Raw genomic sequence first — 17,494 nt, forward strand, 5'->3', positions numbered from 1 at the left:
TCACACAATCCAGCCTTTTGATAATAGTTCTTTGAATAAAATATCTTCCAGGGAGCTACTGGCATTACATTGAATAAAACCAATTCCCCGCATATGACAAAACTTCTGGATTGCTTCGGTATGTCCCAGAAGTCTGGTTTGATATTGTTTTTTTATTGAACTGCTCATAGAAACATTCATAAAGTTTTGTGTCTCACTGTCAATCAACTCGAGATCTCCTTGAAAGACGGGGTTGATCTCTTCTTCAGTCAAAATCTGAATCACAAATAACTCCTGTTTGTAGCCCTGCATTTTTTTTAGAGCGGTCTCGATTTTTTCAGGTGCTTCCATTAGATCACTTATCAAGATCGATACACTGGACTTTGGCTGAATCACCTTTTGAATCGATTCTGAAAAGGTAATCGGCCGCTCATTTGAATTGACATTCTTTACATAATGAATAAGCCGATTTGAAAAGGCTCGCCCTTTTTTGTACATAAAAGGATGATTGTCTGAACCAATTGGAAAAACCCCCACACGATCATCACTTGCAAGAGACATGAATCCAAGAGCAGCAGTGAGTCCTTTGGCAAACTCCCACTTCCTTGAAAGAAGTGTCATTGATTTGGAGCAGTCAATATAAAGAGAAATGACTAATTCCTGTTCATCAAGATACCTTTTGATATAATGCTTGTTTGTCCTTGCATATACATTCCAGTCGATCAGCCGTAAATCATCACCAGGCTGATAAAAACGGTAATCGGAAAACTCCAATGAAGTACCAGATCTCATCGAACGTCTCCCACCTTTTTGATGTCCACGCCTCATTCGTTTCGATTGCAATTGATGCTTAGAGAGCCTGTACATGAGTGTGCTTGACAGAAATTCTTTCATGACTGATCAGAACCAATTGTTTCGATGATCTCTTTAATTATTTCATCACTGCTGATCCCTGTCGCTTCCCCTTCAAAATTCAAGAAAAGCCGGTGCCTTAGGACAGGCAATGCAGCATGTTTGATATCTCCTCTTGAAACATGGTACCTTCCACTCGCAAGTGCTCTGACTTTTGCAATTTTAACCAAACTTTGCAACCCGCGTGGTCCAGCTCCATAGCGTACAAATTTCTTTACAGATTCCGGAGAGTTTTCCGTCTCGGGATGTGTTGCCATGACCATATTTACCGCATAATCCAGTATATCCTCGGAAACAAGTAATTCTAAAGCTAACTGCTGGATTTCGATGATCTCAGCGGCATTCATAACCCTTGATAAGCTGTTTGTCTTTGTTCCGGTAGTATTTACAATGATCTGTTTCAAATCCTCTTTTGATGGATACTCAATATTAATTTTTAGCAAAAATCGGTCCATTTGCGCTTCTGGTAATGGATATGTACCTTCTAAATCCAACGGATTCTGTGTTGCCAATACAAAAAAGGGCTCCTTTAGTTGTTTTGTATCGCCCATCACAGTTACCGTTTTTTCCCCCATTGCTTCAAGCAGTGAGCTTTGCGTTTTTGGAGTTGCCCTGTTTATCTCATCCGCTAATACAATATTGGCAAACACTGGACCTTCGTGAAAAACAAATGACTGCCGCTTCCCATCCTCGGAAGGTTCAATCATCATTGTTCCGGTAATATCTGAAGGCATCAGATCAGGTGTAAATTGTATTCTGGAAAAACTTAAGTCCAAGCATTCGGAAACAGTACGGACAAGCATTGTTTTCCCAAGTCCAGGCAAGCCTTCCAAAAGCGCATGTCCTCCAGCAAATATCGCCCATAACACTTGATCGATAATTTCATCTTGTCCAACAATAAATGATGCTATTTCAGCTTTTGCTGCTGCTATTTTGTCCATTACTTCCTGATGCTGCTTTTCTTTCATTTGAATATCAGGCAAATCCTTATTCCCCTTCCGGATTAAGTTCACTAAAATACTCTTTCACTGCATCTTCCAAATATGCAGGTAAGTCCATTCTTTCAACACTTTCCCGATAAGTACGCTCATAATTGCCATAGACTTCTTCATATGAACGTACATTTCCTTTTAATACAGGAGCTTCAGGTGCCAATTGCTGTTCACCACTGCCTTCTCCCAATGCTCCCAAATCATTTTCTATTGATTCTTCTCCGTCAATTTTTTCAGGAATCATCAATTCACGGGAGCCTTGCCCGAACCCGGCACCGGACCCCGATCCCGCTCCACTTCCGCCATTTCCGCTACCAGAGCCGGAACCACTACCAGAGCCATTTCCTGCCCCTGAGCCGTTTCCTGAGCCAGACCCACTGCCATTTCCTGAGCCTTGTCCCTGTCCATCTTGGCCCTCTCCATCCTGCCCCTCTTCATCTTGTTCCTGACCGTTTGAATTGTTGTTATTTCCACTAGAGGTTTGCCCATTGTCCCCTTGATTATTGGCTGTTTGTGAAGCAAATGAAAGCTTACCTGAATTCGATATGCCAGTATTTGTTATGCTTTGATTCAATGAAGTAGCTAGCTGCTGCAACTGCTCCTGAGAGATTGCCAATTGATTTAGTGAGCCAGCATTTTCGATTAAAGTACCAAGCTGCTCCTCTAAAGCTCCCAGCAGTTCCTCCCTTTCTTCTTCAGTCATCTCAGCAAAGCCACTTGCTTTTTCCCCAGTAACATCAGATAACAACTTTTCCAAATCCTGCTGTTGCTGTTTAGAAAGTGCTGGCAGCTCTTCACTCAATTGTTTCAGTGCTTGTTTCATCTTTTCGGAATCAACTTCATTTAATGCAGCCTGAAGCTCATCAAATTCATCTAAACCGTCAGCTAATTTCTGTAATCGCTGTTCATCTGTTCGTGCATCCTGCTTCATTTCTTCAAGACCAGCTTCTTTTTCCAAAAGCTTTGCCAGCAATTCTTTACTTTTGTCTATATCAGCTGTTTCTTTCTTCAATTCTTCTATTTGCTCACTTACTGTTTCATCATCAACTAACTTTTCTATTTCCTTTTTCGCCTCTTCCGCTATTTTCTTATCTGTTTCCTTCTGTTTAGCAGTCTCCATGACATCATTCGGAAAAATCAGCGATAATCCTGCAAGGGCAAACAGCAATAAGGAAATCAGCAATTTCTTCCAATAAAATAGCTTCAGCTGGCTTTTCTCAATTTCTGGCAAAGATTCTTTCATATGTGATAAGGCGTCGCGCCTCTGTAACTGACTAAAAGAAGATTCGTCTTTTAAATAGGACAATGCTGTTTTTACCCTGTCTTCAGCCACGTAATGATCAAATACAACCGCCGCATTTGTATTGTTAGGCTTTTTAAAATAGGCGACAATGATTGTAAAAAGCATGATACTTCCTGCAAGGATCAAAATCGATTGATAGAAATACATAATTGGTGTTACTCGTGCGATTGTGGCTGTGAGTACTGTTGCAACACCGACAAGTAATAAACCCATATGAAAATAGCTGCTAAAGTGTTCGATAAGAAGCCTGCGTTTGCACACTGTCAACAATTTTAAAAATTGTTTTATCTCATTCATTTTTAGGCGGCTCCTTTTTTCACTTTCTTATCTGGACGAAGTTTCTTAATACTGATAAACAGGCAGAGAAAACTGATCAGTAAAAATGAAATGATGAAAGCTGCAGTCATGGGAAACTCAATCCCCGAGATTCTATTAATCTCATTTGCCATTCCTTCCTCAAATGTATTAAATAAAATAATAAATGGATTAAGCATGGACGTGATATATGGAAAAACCGAAGTCTGGTTTGCACTTTGATAGCTGATAAGCTGTACGACAAATAGGGTTATAAACGCAGTTCCTGCTGTTATAAACAAAGTGATTCCATATGTAATAATGGTGGCAACAATTGTTTTTCTAATGATTGTTGAAAAAAGCACCCCGATACTGCCAACTGTCAGCATTGTCACAAGATACAGAGCGAATGTCATAAGAAGTAAGCTTGGTGAAACACCACCAAAAAGAAATACAATACTATAGAGCGGAAGCGATGCAATCATCATCAATAGCAAATAGGCAATCGACGAAAAAAGCTTGCTTAAGATGATGCTTGTTGATGATTGCGGTGTTGTTAGCAAAATATTCAGCGTTTGCCGCTCCCTCTCCCCACTAATAACACCTGAAGTTAGACCTGGTGTCATGAAAAGGACTAACGCCATTTGCACAAATGATAACACCATAAACATTGTTCTGCTTTGTTCTGGACGAAATATGACTGTGGAAGAATAGGAAAAAATCGTATTCATAAGGATAAAACCAATAGCAATACCCCCTATAGCCAATAGATAAAAGAATACACCTAAAGAACTTTTAAAGGAACGAAAACGGAGCTTGATTTCTTTATTTAGCACAGGGTTTATCCAAATTGACTTCATGAGAAATCCACTCCTTTCGTGATTTCCAGGAATACATCTTCTAAATTCGATTCTTCTTGACTGAAGCCTAAAATAGCAAGACCACTATCCAGTGCTTTCTTGAGCAATTCTATCTGTTCTGCATCATTACCTGTAAATGCGAATGACAGCATATCTGTATACTTCTCATTTTTCGTAATTGTTGAAACCCTAGGATCATCTTCAAAAAACGAAACAGCTTTTTCTACATCGGAGGCAAGCTTGACATTGATAACCTTGTTTGCCTGCAGCTGATTCTGAATGGAAGCTACAGATCCAGATGCGACTAGCTCACCATTTGTGATGACACCTAATTCATCACACATTTGGGCAAGCTCCGGGAGGATATGTGATGAAATGAGAATGGTTTTCCCCATATTTTTCAGTTCTTTTAAAACTTCTCTCATCTCGATCCGGGCACGTGGGTCCAGTCCGGAAGCTGGCTCATCCAATATAAGCACCTCTGGATCATGAATAAGGGACCTAGCAAGACAAAGACGCTGCTTCATACCACGTGACAGTACATCAACATATACATCACTTTTATTCGAAAGATTCACAAGCTCTAATAATTGCGGTATCAGCAATCTTCGCTCTGCTGCACTGATCCCATAGCTCGCTCCATAGAAATCCAGGTATTCGACTGTTTTAAATTGATCATATACACCAAAGAAATCTGGCATATAGCCAATATGATTCCGAACTTTCTTCGGCTCTGTTGTCACATCATATCCGTTAACGTATGCTGCTCCAGAAGTTGGGGCAAGCAATGTCGCCAATATTGAAAAGGTTGTTGATTTACCTGCACCATTATGGCCGACAAATCCAAAAACTGTTCCTTTTTCAATTTTGAGATTTAGCTCATTTAATGCTGTAAAGCTACCGTATTTTTTCGTCAAATTTATTGTTTCAATCATTTTTTATACTCTCCCTCCAGGCTGACAGCTGGAACACGTACCTCAGGATTACTCATACCGCTTTTCTCAAAGGTCAAAACAATGGAGCCGTCTTCAGTTAAAAATTCATGTGCGTTTTCTTCAAATTCCATTGAACGGTCCTCAAGCGGAAGAAACTCTCCTTTTTCAACATTGAAAATAGAAAAAGCTGTATCTTCCTGGGAAAGCTTAACTTGAAGCTTATGAATCGATGCATTATTTATTTTCATTTGTTCAGGCAATTGGTAGGTTATCTGATACTTACCTGGCTCTACCACAAGTAAATTTTCCCCTTCAGGTAGACCATTATGAATAATGTCTGCATTGACTCCTTCCAATATGGAAATAGCTGTCTGAAGTTTTTCCTCAGTTAGCGTAAAATCACCCTCAAAAGAGGAAGTAATATCTACTGCCTGAGTGATCAATGTCTGTGACCCGGAATTCGACTGCTTTTTATCCATTTCAATTGAGATTATGGAATCCGTTGAAAAGCCGACAATTAATGGCCGATTTAGATTTTGCTGATGTATTTCATATGCCAGCATCATTCGCAGCAGTTCCTGCTTTTTCCACTCATCTAAACTTTCCTTATTATCTGGTGCACTCTGGCCGTACATCCCAATGGCAGCACCCTGGTATATCGAATTAGCGACATTACTCCTCGGTGCACTAAGCGGTATATCTGATTTCTCCGTATCGACTGAAACTTCAGTAGTCGCCCCAGCTTTAATCTCACCTAGTGAATAAGCGTTTGATCCTGATAATAAAAAGGCTTCCTCTATATCCATTGAAAGGGCACTATTAATCGTACCAACAAGCTTTTGATTTTCAATTTTTAAATCTGCCATCAATTTCCCTGTATCGATAGAAGGGATAGCCCCTATGGCAGATCGAATTGACCAATATTCAACATTATTAAATGTTATTTTTGTCTGCTCCTGCCCTTTTTCCACCATCGCATGATTCAAATTCAGCTCATCATAATTGTAGTCATTAGTTAAAGGAAATGGATTAAATCCCCTGGGACTTATATTTAATGGATATTCGCCACCACTATTTGTCAGGATTGATACTGCCCCATATCCGCTGGCAATGCCAGTATCGTCGATAGAGAGAATACTCACATCGCTCGTTTGTGAGCCAGCAATCCGGTTCTTTGCTCCTACAAGGAAAATAACCACCGAAACTATGATCGCGACACTAGGAATAATCCACCATGAGTTTTCCCGTTTATCTAACCTTTTCAGAAGAAAGTAAAGACCAGGTATCAATAGAATCAGATAAACGATGAATAACACAATCAGTGCAGTTACTGGCAAAAATGAAGACGGAAAGGAATTGACAATATTTCCAAATTGATCGGACAATTCCTCCATCATGTACTGCTGGCCATTGGTAAATTTATCAACCGTTTTTTGCAGGACATCTTCCCACCAGGCAGGATATAATTCCCATGTGGCAAGCGTCTCACTTCCCACGTTAAATGCAAACTGAGTGACCTCACCAAGTCCAAAGCTTTTATTCATTACCATTGGAAGCGAATGATCCGCATAAACAACCTTCGTATGCTCAGACACCTCTCCCGTCATAATTTCAACTTGGCTAAAAGAGGGGGTGTTTTCATTTTCTGCTGTCGCAAAAAAATTCAGATCATCAAAAGATGTTTGATCATCAATATGTAATAAAGAAAGATTTTGCAGCTCCCCTAGCTGTTGAGATAACCCTGGGGTACTCCCCAGCATTAAATGCCCACCAGAACGAACCCAGTTTTTCAGAGCATGTTGCTTTTCAGTAGAAACAGTTGATAGATTAAAATCATTGATCAACAGAACATCAAACATCTCTAATCCTGTGGCATCATTTGGTATATCATCTTCTTTCAATGTGATAAGTTCAATTGACTCAGCATTGTATTTCGAGAGTTTTAAATAATTTAATGAATCGGGTGAATCACTTAAAACACCTAAAACAAGCCGATGTTCCGGAAAAAAACCTGGATTTACTTTTTTCCCCAGTGCTCCTTTTATTTCTTCTCCATCTTTCCAACCACCTTTATAAAAGCGAATGAGCGAATTCTGGCTTGACTGCGGATTAGAATAATTTTCGACTTGCCCCGGGATTGAGACATTCACAACCTTCTCTTCCCCTGTTGGAAGCTCAATAGGAACAACGATATTTCCCTCTGATCGGTAATTTGGATTAGAATAAATAACGAGATCTCCTGAAAGATCTTCCCCTTTATTTATAAGTGTGATCTCCATAGGAAATCCTTTGCCTATTTGTACTTTTCCATCAATTCCATATTGAACTGAAATGTCTATCTCTTCCTTTGCAGCAACAGACTGTGGAAACACAAAAGCAATAAAAAATAGGATAAAAACCGCGATTTTTATAAATGATTTCACCATACTCCCCCTACTGTAATGAGCCTCTATTAATTTTCTAAATATATAAACAATATAACACATAATGGTTTAAAAAATATACAGAAGTTCTAAATATAGGAATATACAAAAAAGAATTATACCAATATGTACGGCCTATCAAAAACAAAAAACCAGCCCCCTCTGGAGCTGGTTTCACATACGTTATAGATGCGTGTTCAAAAAGGAGGATAAAAAGTACCAAGAAGTTCGAGGCGGCGCAGCTTCGAGCAGCGGAATGTATGCATTTAAATACATGAGCAGCAAAGAAGCAAGCCAACGAAGAAATTCGCAGCGTCATTTTTACCGGACTTTTTGAACATCCTCTATAGGCTTAGTTTAAAAGTTTTAATCTCATACGGTTTAATACTAAATTCAAGAGACGAACTAGATTGCTCTTCGCCGATTGTTTCTTCTATTAGATTGGTTTCTACCCATTTTTTGATTGGTTTGTGTACTTCCAATGCCGCTTTTCCTCTACGTCCTTCATACTCATGTACGCGAATGATCACACCATTTCCATCTTGGGCAGGCTTCACTGCATCAACCCAAATATGGTCGGAATGTAAATCAAAGAAGGATTCATTATCTTTCCATTCTCCTTGCAGTGTCAAAACAGGATCATTTAGATCCCACGCTTTTTCTACTGTTTTCGCTTCACGCCAATCACCAGTATGTGGATAAAGGGCATACGTAAAGGTATGCTGTCCTTGGTCCGCATGGGGATCTGGATGTGTCGCAGCTTTTAGTAGAGACAAGCGCATGCGATTTTCTTTAATATCATACCCATATTTGGAGTCATTCAATAAGCTAACTCCGAAGCCTGCTTCAGATAAATCGGCCCATTGATGACCAACAGATTCAAAGCGTGCCATATCCCAGCTTGTATTCCAGTGATTCGGACGTTTCACATTTCCATATTGGACATCATACGTCGCTTCTGTCGCACGAATATCGACAGGGAACGCAGTTTTTAATAACTTATTTTTCTCATGCCAATCAACATTCGTTTTGAAATCAATCCGGCGTTCATTCGCATAAAAGACAATATTTTGCGTGAATTCGGATTTATGATAGTGCCATTTTGCTTGAATTTCTATTGCTAGTGGGCCATTTTCTTTGACTTCAAATGCGACCAATTCACGGATTTCTTCCATCTTTTCCTGATAGAAAATATCAATATCCCATGCATCATGGGCAAGTGGCTTGTCTTCAAAAATTTGTAAGACATTGCCATTTTCACCTTCAGCAAGGATGGAGCGTTCAGCCTCTTTATCATACAGCTTGGAAATTTGTCCATATTGGTTGAATGCTACTGAATAGAAAGGCGTTTCGAGCTTCTGATCAGCATAATGGAATGGGGTGTCTTCTTCCGATCTTGCAGCGACTTCAAAGTATAGAGTTTTCGCGCCAAAAGCTGGAAGAGATTCCACTTCTACAAGCCAACCATTCACTTGTTTTTGAGCCGGTAATATAACCCCATCTGCTGTTTTCCAAACACCATCTTCCCCTATGTGCTCAGGAACCCACACATTTCTTGCCTTCTTTATATGTGAAGCATTATAAAGCGTAACTGCTTGATCAGCATTTTCTAATGGGGTAGATAAAATCTCTGCTTCCACCTGATCGACAATCTTAAATGCTTCTTCGTATTCCTTTCTCGCATCCTCATAAACCTCAGTAATAGAGGAGCCTGGAATAATATCATGGAATTGATTGCGTAAGATGATCTTCCAGCCTTCTTTTAACGCATCATTACCTTGCCAGTCGCCAGTTTGTGATAACCAACTAGTCAGGATTTCAGCCCGCCGATATTGTAGCTCCAATTGACGGTTCATCCTTTTCATAAAGGCTTGACTTGTATACGTGCCGCGATGATATTCAAGATATAATTCGCCATCCCATTTATGAATATAACCATCCGATCCCTTCACATTTTCATGGAGTTTCTCGAAAAATTCTCCTGCTGTAGAAGTTTTGACGTTTGGCATCCCTGGAAGCTGATCGAGACGGCGTCTCATCTCAAGCATATGACGGTTTACTCCGCCACCACCATCACCATACCCATAAGAGACAAGCAAATCCTTTGTCAATTCTTTATCTCGGTAGCCATCCCATGAGCCTTTGACTGTTTTTGCCGTAATAAAGCCATTGTACGTATAGAACCAAGAATCCGGTCCATTCCAAGGTTCAGGTGTTGTAATGAAATGTGTCAATATCTCCGACCCATCAATCCCTTTCCAATAGAAAGTATCATGTGGCATCCGGTTATATTGGTTCCAACTAATTTTCGTTGTCATCATCGTGTTAATCCCTGATTTTTTCAAAATCTGTGGAAGGGCCCAACTATAGCCGAATACATCTGGAAGCCAGAGATAGGTACTATCGGCATTAAATTCCTTTTTGAAAAATTCCTTCCCATAAAGGATTTGACGCACAAGTGACTCACCACTTGGGATATTACAGTCAGCCTCAAGCCACATCGCCCCAGCTGCTTCCCATTTCCCTTCCGAAATCTTCGCTTTGATTTGTTCATACATTTCTGGATAATCGGATTTAATATAATCATACAATTGTGGTTGTGTTTGTAAAAATAAATATTCTGGGAATCGCTTCATCAAATTCAAAACAGTTGAAAAAGAACGAGCTGATTTTTCCCGAGTATTTCTCAATCGCCATAACCAAGCAACATCGATATGTGTATGACCAACAGTATGGATCGTAATTTCAGATGTAGGGTCGATCGCATCAACAGCCTTCATTAACTCGGCTTCAGCCTCATAACAAGATTGATAAAATTCCTCACTACCTGGCTCTGTCCAATTGATCAGCCTAAGGGCCTCTCCAATCAGCTTACTCAATGTTAAATGAGCCGGATCAGCCTCTGTCGTTTCTTTTAAGATTTCGAAGGCGGCATACAATGTATAAAATAAATTATCCACCTTTGAATCAAGCCAAGCGATCTCGGCTTTTTCTAGCTTATACTCTTGTTCCCTCGGGGCGCCTCCCCCTTCCATACCTGACCAAAGCCGGAAGTCAAGACGTAAAGGACCTTGCGTATATTCGTCATCAAATAAAACTTCCTCATGATTAGAATCCACCCCTTGATAAGGTTTTCCGTTCACAAATAACAAAGATTCAAATCCTGAGTTATTTCCTCCACCTGTTCGGCCGAATGAGAAAAGGCCAACTACTTGTTTCCCTGATAATTTTTTCTGCTCCTCCACTTTCGCATGAAGCCATAAATAGCGATCTCGACCTTTCCAATGATCACCTAGACTCATTTTTTGTTGTGAATCATACTGGGCAGGTGGATAGGCGCCGATTTCTCCAGTATCCTCTTGAATAATAAATTCTTTGATTGAAACACCATCACGATAACGATAATTGGCTAATTCACGAATACGATTTTCATATTTATTTTCTGTTAAAAACAACTTCATCACTCCTTGATTACTGTGTTTTTTTCCATTTTACGGAATCGTTTCATACAAATCGTCATAATCCAATAACTTGGGAGAACTCCTCCTAAAAAAGGAATAAGCCCTGGAACTTTTGTTAGTAAAAAGCCAATAAGGGTAAGCCCAAGTAAAAGGATAATAATATCTTTTATGCTCGCAATCGCGTGGAACAGTGATTGTTTTACATATTCTTTGATTGAGAACGTATATTGCACATAAAGCGGGAAAAAGAACGCTAATGTTAGGAAATAAATGATCGATAGAACAAGAAAGAAGACATATAGAAATAACGAGAAAAATCCTGTCATTTGTTCAGAAAAGCTAAGATCAAGAAATAGAAAAATCCCAATCAAAGCAAAGATCACACCAACCATATTACTCTTTTTCCATTCTTTAAAATATGTAGTTTTAAATGTTGACCAAATCGGTGCGTCGAAATCCTTCATTGTCCATCTACGAACAATCGTGAACATAGCCACAGTTGCTGGCATAATCCCGAAAACACCTAATCCAAGCAGTGTAAATCCAATCCATAAGAGGTTGGTCCATATCAAACGGAGTAGCCACTCACTTACTATTTGAAACAATTTCATTCTTGACCAACCTCCAAAGTGTAATCTTTATTTCAGCTCAACATGTTTTTGGTAATATAAAAGGATCTCCGGTCTCTTCAATCCATTTTTGCAAGCGCTCCTGTAATTGTCGCTTTTTTTCAAGATAAAATGGATTATGGGCAAGATTTATCTGTTCAAATGGATCCTCATTCAGATTAAATAAAAGCCATGGAGTACCTTCAAAGCAAACATATTTCCAACCGTCCTTTGTGACAATCCCTCGCCATGGTTTATCAACACTGTCACCATGTCCAGTCGGGATAACCGATTGTAAAAAGGCGGAATCCGGCTCCGCATCACCCGGTCGATCGGTTAAACGATGGGAAGAGAAGTCCGTTCCCTCCATCCACTCGGGTTTGTCAATCTCACAAAGCCCCAATGTCGTTGGTGCGATATCGACAAGATTGAAAGGAAGCGAACAATTTCCAGTTTTTCTTCCTTCATAAAAAGGTTGCTCACCGCCAATTATAAACGGAATCCGGATCGATTCCTCATATGGACTCAGTTTCTTAAATTGTCCGTGTGATCCATGTAGATCCCCATGGTCACTAAAGAAGATGATGTGAGTATCGAAAGCTAAATCTACCGCTTGAAGGGCCTGTTGAATTCTGCCAAGATTCCAATCTAAATTTTCGATCATCGCATAGTATCCCGATAAGTCTTTCCTAGCTTGCTCCTCAACTCGGGAAACATTCGGAACATTGGTCCTTAATTGGATGTTGGCAGGTGTGTGCCCTTTCCGATAATCTTCAGGAGCGATATACGGATCATGAGGGGGTTGGACAGATAAGACAGCAAAAAATGGATCTTCCTTCCCTTGCTGTTTTTCCATTCCCTTTTCCTCAATATAATCGATAAAAAGATTCGTCATCTCATCTGTTTCGAAACCTGGCAAGCGATAATGAAACGCTTCCTCTCCTTCACCACCATGAACCCAACAATCCCATTGACTATTGTTGTTCTCGTAACCAAGCCATTTTTTAAATCCGCCTCTTCTTTCAGGTGGAATAATATGATGTGCCGCTCTACCTGCTTCCTCATGATATCCATCAATATGCCATTTGCCAAAATAAGCGGTATCATACCCTGCTTCATTGAATACATGGGCGATCGTCGGTTGATCTTCTGGCAGCCGATGTTCATGTCCGGGAACACATTTATGCGGATAGCGACTTGTTAAAATTGAGCCTCTCGCTGGAGAGCATAAAGGTGAACCAGAAACAGCGTTGGAAAAATGGACACCTGCTGCCGCAAGATTATCAATATTAGGTGTATGTACATTCGGATCGCCATTCAAACCAAGAGCTTGAGCACGATGCTGATCGCCAAAAACCCAAATGACATTTTTCTTTGTCCTCTTCATCCTTCTCAACTCCAACTTATGTATGACATATATTGCTTGCCTGCGTCTAATCATCAAGGCAATTAGACGCAGGAAGACATAGTTATTTTTTAAAATTTACTGTTGCTTTTGCTGTAGTGGACTACCTTTGACGGTTTTTCCAATATAGCTAAGGACAAATTCACTAAACATTGTGTTCGACCATGCAAACCACTCGCGTGTAAATGCTTCTGGGTTGGATGCATTAAAGCCTTCATGCATAAAGCCTGTTCCACCATCTGTATTCAACAGCGTACGCAAGAGCGATTCTTTTTCTTTCTGGTCAATACTTGTCATACCTTGTACAGAAAGAGCGATATGCCAAATATAATGATCTGGTGTATGCGGACTCCCAATACCACTAGCTACTTTTCCTTCATAATAATAAGGATTGTCTCGGCTTAGAATAAAATTTCGTGTGTTTTGATAGATTTCATCATCAAAATCACAATAGCCTAGATACGGAGCTGACATTAGACTCGGCACATTGGCATCATCCATTAGTTGATAGCCGCCTGCTCCATCTACCTCAAAGGCATAGATTTTTCCGTACATTGGATGTTCGATTACCGCGTGATTTTCAATACCTTCACGGATTTCTTGTCCTAAGTTAGCACACTCTTTGCCTAGCTCTGCATCTTGTAAAACTGTTTCGCAGATTTCTGCGGCATAGCCCATCACAACAGATGCAAACATGTTGGCAGGTACTAAATAACCGTATGTGCAAGCATCATCACTTGGACGGAATGCACTCCATGTCATCCCAGTTGGTACAACCTTTGAACCTTTTCCATCCCGAATTAATGTATCCTGTGGTCTGTCTTCTGTTCGTTCAAAACGATATGGAGAGTTTTGCTCATGATCTTGCTCTGTTTTCCATACCTTGACAATCGTGCGGACTGCTTCATGGAAATCTGCGTTTAGATGGCTTGTTTCCTCTGTCGATTTCCAAAGTAAGTACGCTAATTGAATTGGGTAGCAAAGGGAATCAATCTCATATTTTCGCTCCCAAATCCACGGCGTCATTTCTGTTTTATCTGTTTGATGTCCTTTCCCATTCGCGGAATCATTAAAAGCATTCGCATAAGGATCATGTAAAACAAATTGGATTTGTCGATTAACGACACCAACAAGCATCTCTTTAATTGCATCATCTTCATTTGCCGCCATTAAATAAGGGCGGACTTGAGCTGCAGAATCGCGCAGCCACATTGCTGGAATATCTCCAGTAATAACGAAGGTTGTCCAATCATCTAGTTGTTTTAAAGTCGTTGAATACGTGTTAACAAAACATTGAGCAAACATCTCGTGTAGCTTTTCCTCCCCTGGAAAAGCTGTTTTGACTTGCTCGATTATCGCTTGCAATGAAGCTGGTATATTAGTCATGATTAGTTAACTCCTTCCATACCCACAGTCATAATTTTGTAAGCACCGACTGGTCGCTCTTGGCAGTTTTCCCCAATCGTTTCGATTTTCTCTTCAATTAGATTACTCTCGTAGTAGTTTACATGATCAGGATGATGAATGGTTAGTACTTTGTCTTGATAAGAAGGATTATATACCCTTAAGAAAAGATCCTCACTTGTTTCTCCTCTTTTTACACTCGTTAAGACAAGTCCATTGCTTTCCCATTGCATGAATTGGCCATTCGGTGTTAGCTCTCCGTCATGTGAGTCTGTTTGCACACATACAATCGGAATTTGGAAGTCATAAGCTGCCTCATAAGCTTTTGCGGAAATCGCATCTCCAGCATGAGGAATCACATACCATTCCGCTGTTTGCTCTCCTAAGCATTGTGCCTCAGGCGTTGGGAAGTATCCCCAGTCACCAAGTTCAGAGACAGCACGTAATACCGTAATGGCTAGTGTAGTATTGTCTTCCACCACTTCATATTCTTGCAAACCTTTTGTCGCAACAGTCAATCCATTTTTCCCATCTGATAAAGAGGCGAAAGAATGTTGATGATGATCGAAACTTGGATTACTCCATTCTAGCTCTGGCTTATTTGGTCTTTCTACGATTTCAAAAGCACTTTCCGCTAAATGGTGATTGGTCGAAAAATCAGTTGGATAGACAACCCGAAGCCGATGGTCTTTCGCTGTATTATTGAATGCTAATTTTACGGCAACCCCTTTTGCTTGTCGATCTAGTGTCAAAATGGTTTTCAATTCAAGTGTAGTCATTTCGTCTGATCGTCTAGCTTCCCGATCTTTATGCCATACAACCCGATCCTTCAAGTCCTCTAATTCTTCATGAACTGCTGCAGGTATGTTAAATTGATGAGTGATCTCAATTCTTCCTCGTGAAGCATTGTTTTCGACAATTTTTACGTTTGCCTGCAAGCCTTTTGTAGTATAAGCTTTTTCTCCAGTTGCTTTTTTAAACATATACTCATTGCCGATATCACTTGTGTCTTCATAACTTCCTACATTTTGTAATTCATGACCTGTTACTTTATCCAGAACATTATACGTTCCATCCTCGTGAACATCTACACGCAGATAGTCATTTTCAAGTACGTTACCGTCTTTAGCGATTTGTTGTAGTGAAATAGTTGATTCTTTTTCTACAAGGAAGTAAGTAGCATAACCAAGTTCTGCAAGTTCCTCTGTCGCAAACGTTACTTTTACTTTTTTCGCATAATGTGGCTGCCTAAATTTATCGTCAGGTAAATCATATCCAAATGTAGAGCCTAGGTCTTCAATGGTTGCAGGAATTTCTTCCCCTTTTTCATTCACAATGGCCAATTTTGGTAGAGCCTTATTTTTCAAATGCCCATGAATTTCTTGTAAAGGCATTTCTCCAAAATAAACTTTTTCAAAATCAATCACTTTTTCAACAGTAGTATGACGCTTATAGCCAGCTGTATTCATGACAATCAACGGAATGGCTTTATCAAATCCAGCAGGTGCGGTTGTATTGATTTTCGCCGCTAATTTTTCTGATTGTTCCTCAATAAGCTTATCAGCCATTTGACCTACTTTTTTAAATCGGGTTACCATTTCTTCATGAACTTCATCAATTGAACAACCACAAATACTATCATGTGGATGATTTTGCATCAATTGCTTCCAAGCAAAACGCAGATAATCTTCTGGATATTCTTCCCCGTTCATATAAGCGAATGTAGCTAACGGTTCTAATAATCGTTCTAGCTTCGTTTGGGCAGATTGATTCATTTGTTTTAAATAAATACGAGCAGAAGCAGTATTCACTAAAGTAGACCAACCGTCTGTACGTTGGTTACGCAATTCTCCTTTTACAGTTTGAAGCTTTTCCGGAAGATTGTTTTTGACGGCTTCCATATATTCTTCAAAACTCGAATGTTTAAATTCAATATCTTGATACATTTCATTAGCTAATTTAATCGCTTCTGGAAGATCCTTTTGTAATGGCTGGTGATCACAGCCGTTCATGTAAAGTAGATGCGGTGTTGATGCATATTTTTTCGAATCTGCTAGTTTTTGCTCCCAGAATTTCTTTGCTTCTTCCTCTGAAGCCGGAATTTCATTTCCGTTTGAATACCAATTGGCAAACAATACACCTAAAACACTTGAACCATCAGGAGATTGCCATTCTAATTCAGAATAAGGAGATTCAAAGTTTTCCGAATCACTGACCATGTTATTAAAGCCAGTTGGTTTAACTCCACGGCCAAATGCAGCTGTATCAATACCAGCTTGTTTGAGCATTTGTGGAGCTTGTCCATAGATGCCGAATGTATCTGGGAAATAACCAAGCTTTGAATAAGGACCATATTTCTTCGCTTCATTAATCCCAATCACTAAATTACGTACATTGGCTTCTGCACTTGTTAGAAAAGCATCCTGTAAAATATACCAAGGTCCAATGATGATTCTTTTTTCTTGAATATATTTTTTTACGAGTTCAAATTTTTCCGGACGGACTTCCAAATAATCGTCCAAAGCAATGGTTTGTCCATCTAAATGAAAGCTTTTATAATCAGGATCATTTTCTAATTTCTCCAATAAAGCATCCATTAATTTCACTAAATAAAAACGATGTTTCTCAAAAGGCAGATACCACTCACGATCCCAATGTGAATGAGAAATAATATGTGCTGTTGTGTTTGCCATGTTGTTCACAATCCTTTCTAGTCATCACGACATCCTAATTTATCCCGCTTTAACGGGCAGTAAGACCCCCACAAGAATTCAAGGTGAAAACAAGAATTGTAAGTGGGGGATGAAAAAACCCCACTGAATGAAGTTTCACTTTATGGGTACTTACAGAAACCGCTGTCAAACACCCCCGAAATTACCCTATCTTTCATACTTGTTAATCATACAACTATACATTAG

Annotated in this window: 11 protein-coding genes; all 11 read right to left on the reverse strand. The window is 39.7% G+C overall.

Annotation, left to right across the window (positions count from 1 at the left end):
* The 11 genes from IPU53_RS17020 to IPU53_RS17070 all read right to left on the reverse strand — a co-directional run bounded on the left by IPU53_RS17020 (position 1) and on the right by IPU53_RS17070 (position 17,269).
* Positions 1 to 771, reverse strand: a complete 771-nt coding sequence (locus IPU53_RS17020) for a DUF58 domain-containing protein (RefSeq protein WP_242698374.1) — start codon at positions 769 to 771, stop codon at positions 1 to 3.
* A 98-nt stretch (positions 772 to 869) separates the two neighbouring features.
* Positions 870 to 1,859: an AAA family ATPase gene (locus IPU53_RS17025; RefSeq protein ID WP_207452251.1), complete on the reverse strand. Its 990-nt coding sequence runs from the start codon at positions 1,857 to 1,859 to the stop codon at positions 870 to 872.
* A gap of 19 nt (positions 1,860 to 1,878) precedes the next feature.
* Positions 1,879 to 3,483: a hypothetical protein gene (locus IPU53_RS17030; protein WP_207452209.1), complete on the reverse strand. Its 1,605-nt coding sequence runs from the start codon at positions 3,481 to 3,483 to the stop codon at positions 1,879 to 1,881.
* 2 nt (positions 3,484 to 3,485) lie between these two features.
* Positions 3,486 to 4,340 (reverse strand): ABC transporter permease, encoded by an 855-nt coding sequence (locus tag IPU53_RS17035; RefSeq protein ID WP_207452210.1) that lies wholly within the window; start codon positions 4,338 to 4,340, stop codon positions 3,486 to 3,488.
* Positions 4,337 to 5,275: an ABC transporter ATP-binding protein gene (locus IPU53_RS17040; protein ID WP_207452211.1), complete on the reverse strand. Its 939-nt coding sequence runs from the start codon at positions 5,273 to 5,275 to the stop codon at positions 4,337 to 4,339. The genes IPU53_RS17035 and IPU53_RS17040 overlap by 4 nt, the downstream gene beginning before the upstream one ends.
* Positions 5,272 to 7,698, reverse strand: coding sequence for a hypothetical protein (locus IPU53_RS17045; protein WP_207452212.1), 2,427 nt, complete (start codon positions 7,696 to 7,698; stop codon positions 5,272 to 5,274). Before IPU53_RS17045 ends, IPU53_RS17040 begins: the two co-directional genes overlap by 4 nt.
* 344 nt (positions 7,699 to 8,042) lie before the next feature.
* A complete protein-coding gene (locus IPU53_RS17050) occupies positions 8,043 to 11,153 on the reverse strand; it encodes an alpha-mannosidase (RefSeq protein ID WP_207452213.1) in 3,111 nt (1,036 codons plus the stop codon).
* A 5-nt stretch (positions 11,154 to 11,158) separates the two neighbouring features.
* On the reverse strand, positions 11,159 to 11,770 hold the full coding sequence (locus IPU53_RS17055; RefSeq protein ID WP_207452214.1) for a YesL family protein: 612 nt from the start codon (positions 11,768 to 11,770) through the stop codon (positions 11,159 to 11,161).
* A gap of 37 nt (positions 11,771 to 11,807) precedes the next feature.
* Positions 11,808 to 13,154: a sulfatase family protein gene (locus tag IPU53_RS17060; RefSeq protein WP_207452215.1), complete on the reverse strand. Its 1,347-nt coding sequence runs from the start codon at positions 13,152 to 13,154 to the stop codon at positions 11,808 to 11,810.
* Between the two features lie 96 nt (positions 13,155 to 13,250).
* Positions 13,251 to 14,558: a glycoside hydrolase family 125 protein gene (locus tag IPU53_RS17065; protein ID WP_207452216.1), complete on the reverse strand. Its 1,308-nt coding sequence runs from the start codon at positions 14,556 to 14,558 to the stop codon at positions 13,251 to 13,253.
* 2 nt (positions 14,559 to 14,560) lie between these two features.
* Positions 14,561 to 17,269, reverse strand: coding sequence for an alpha-mannosidase (locus IPU53_RS17070; protein ID WP_207452217.1), 2,709 nt, complete (start codon positions 17,267 to 17,269; stop codon positions 14,561 to 14,563).
* Positions 17,270 to 17,494 lie beyond the last annotated feature (225 nt).

The organism is Bacillus sp. SD088 (genome assembly GCF_017355205.1).
GTDB lineage: Bacteria > Bacillota > Bacilli > Bacillales > Bacillaceae_C > Lederbergia.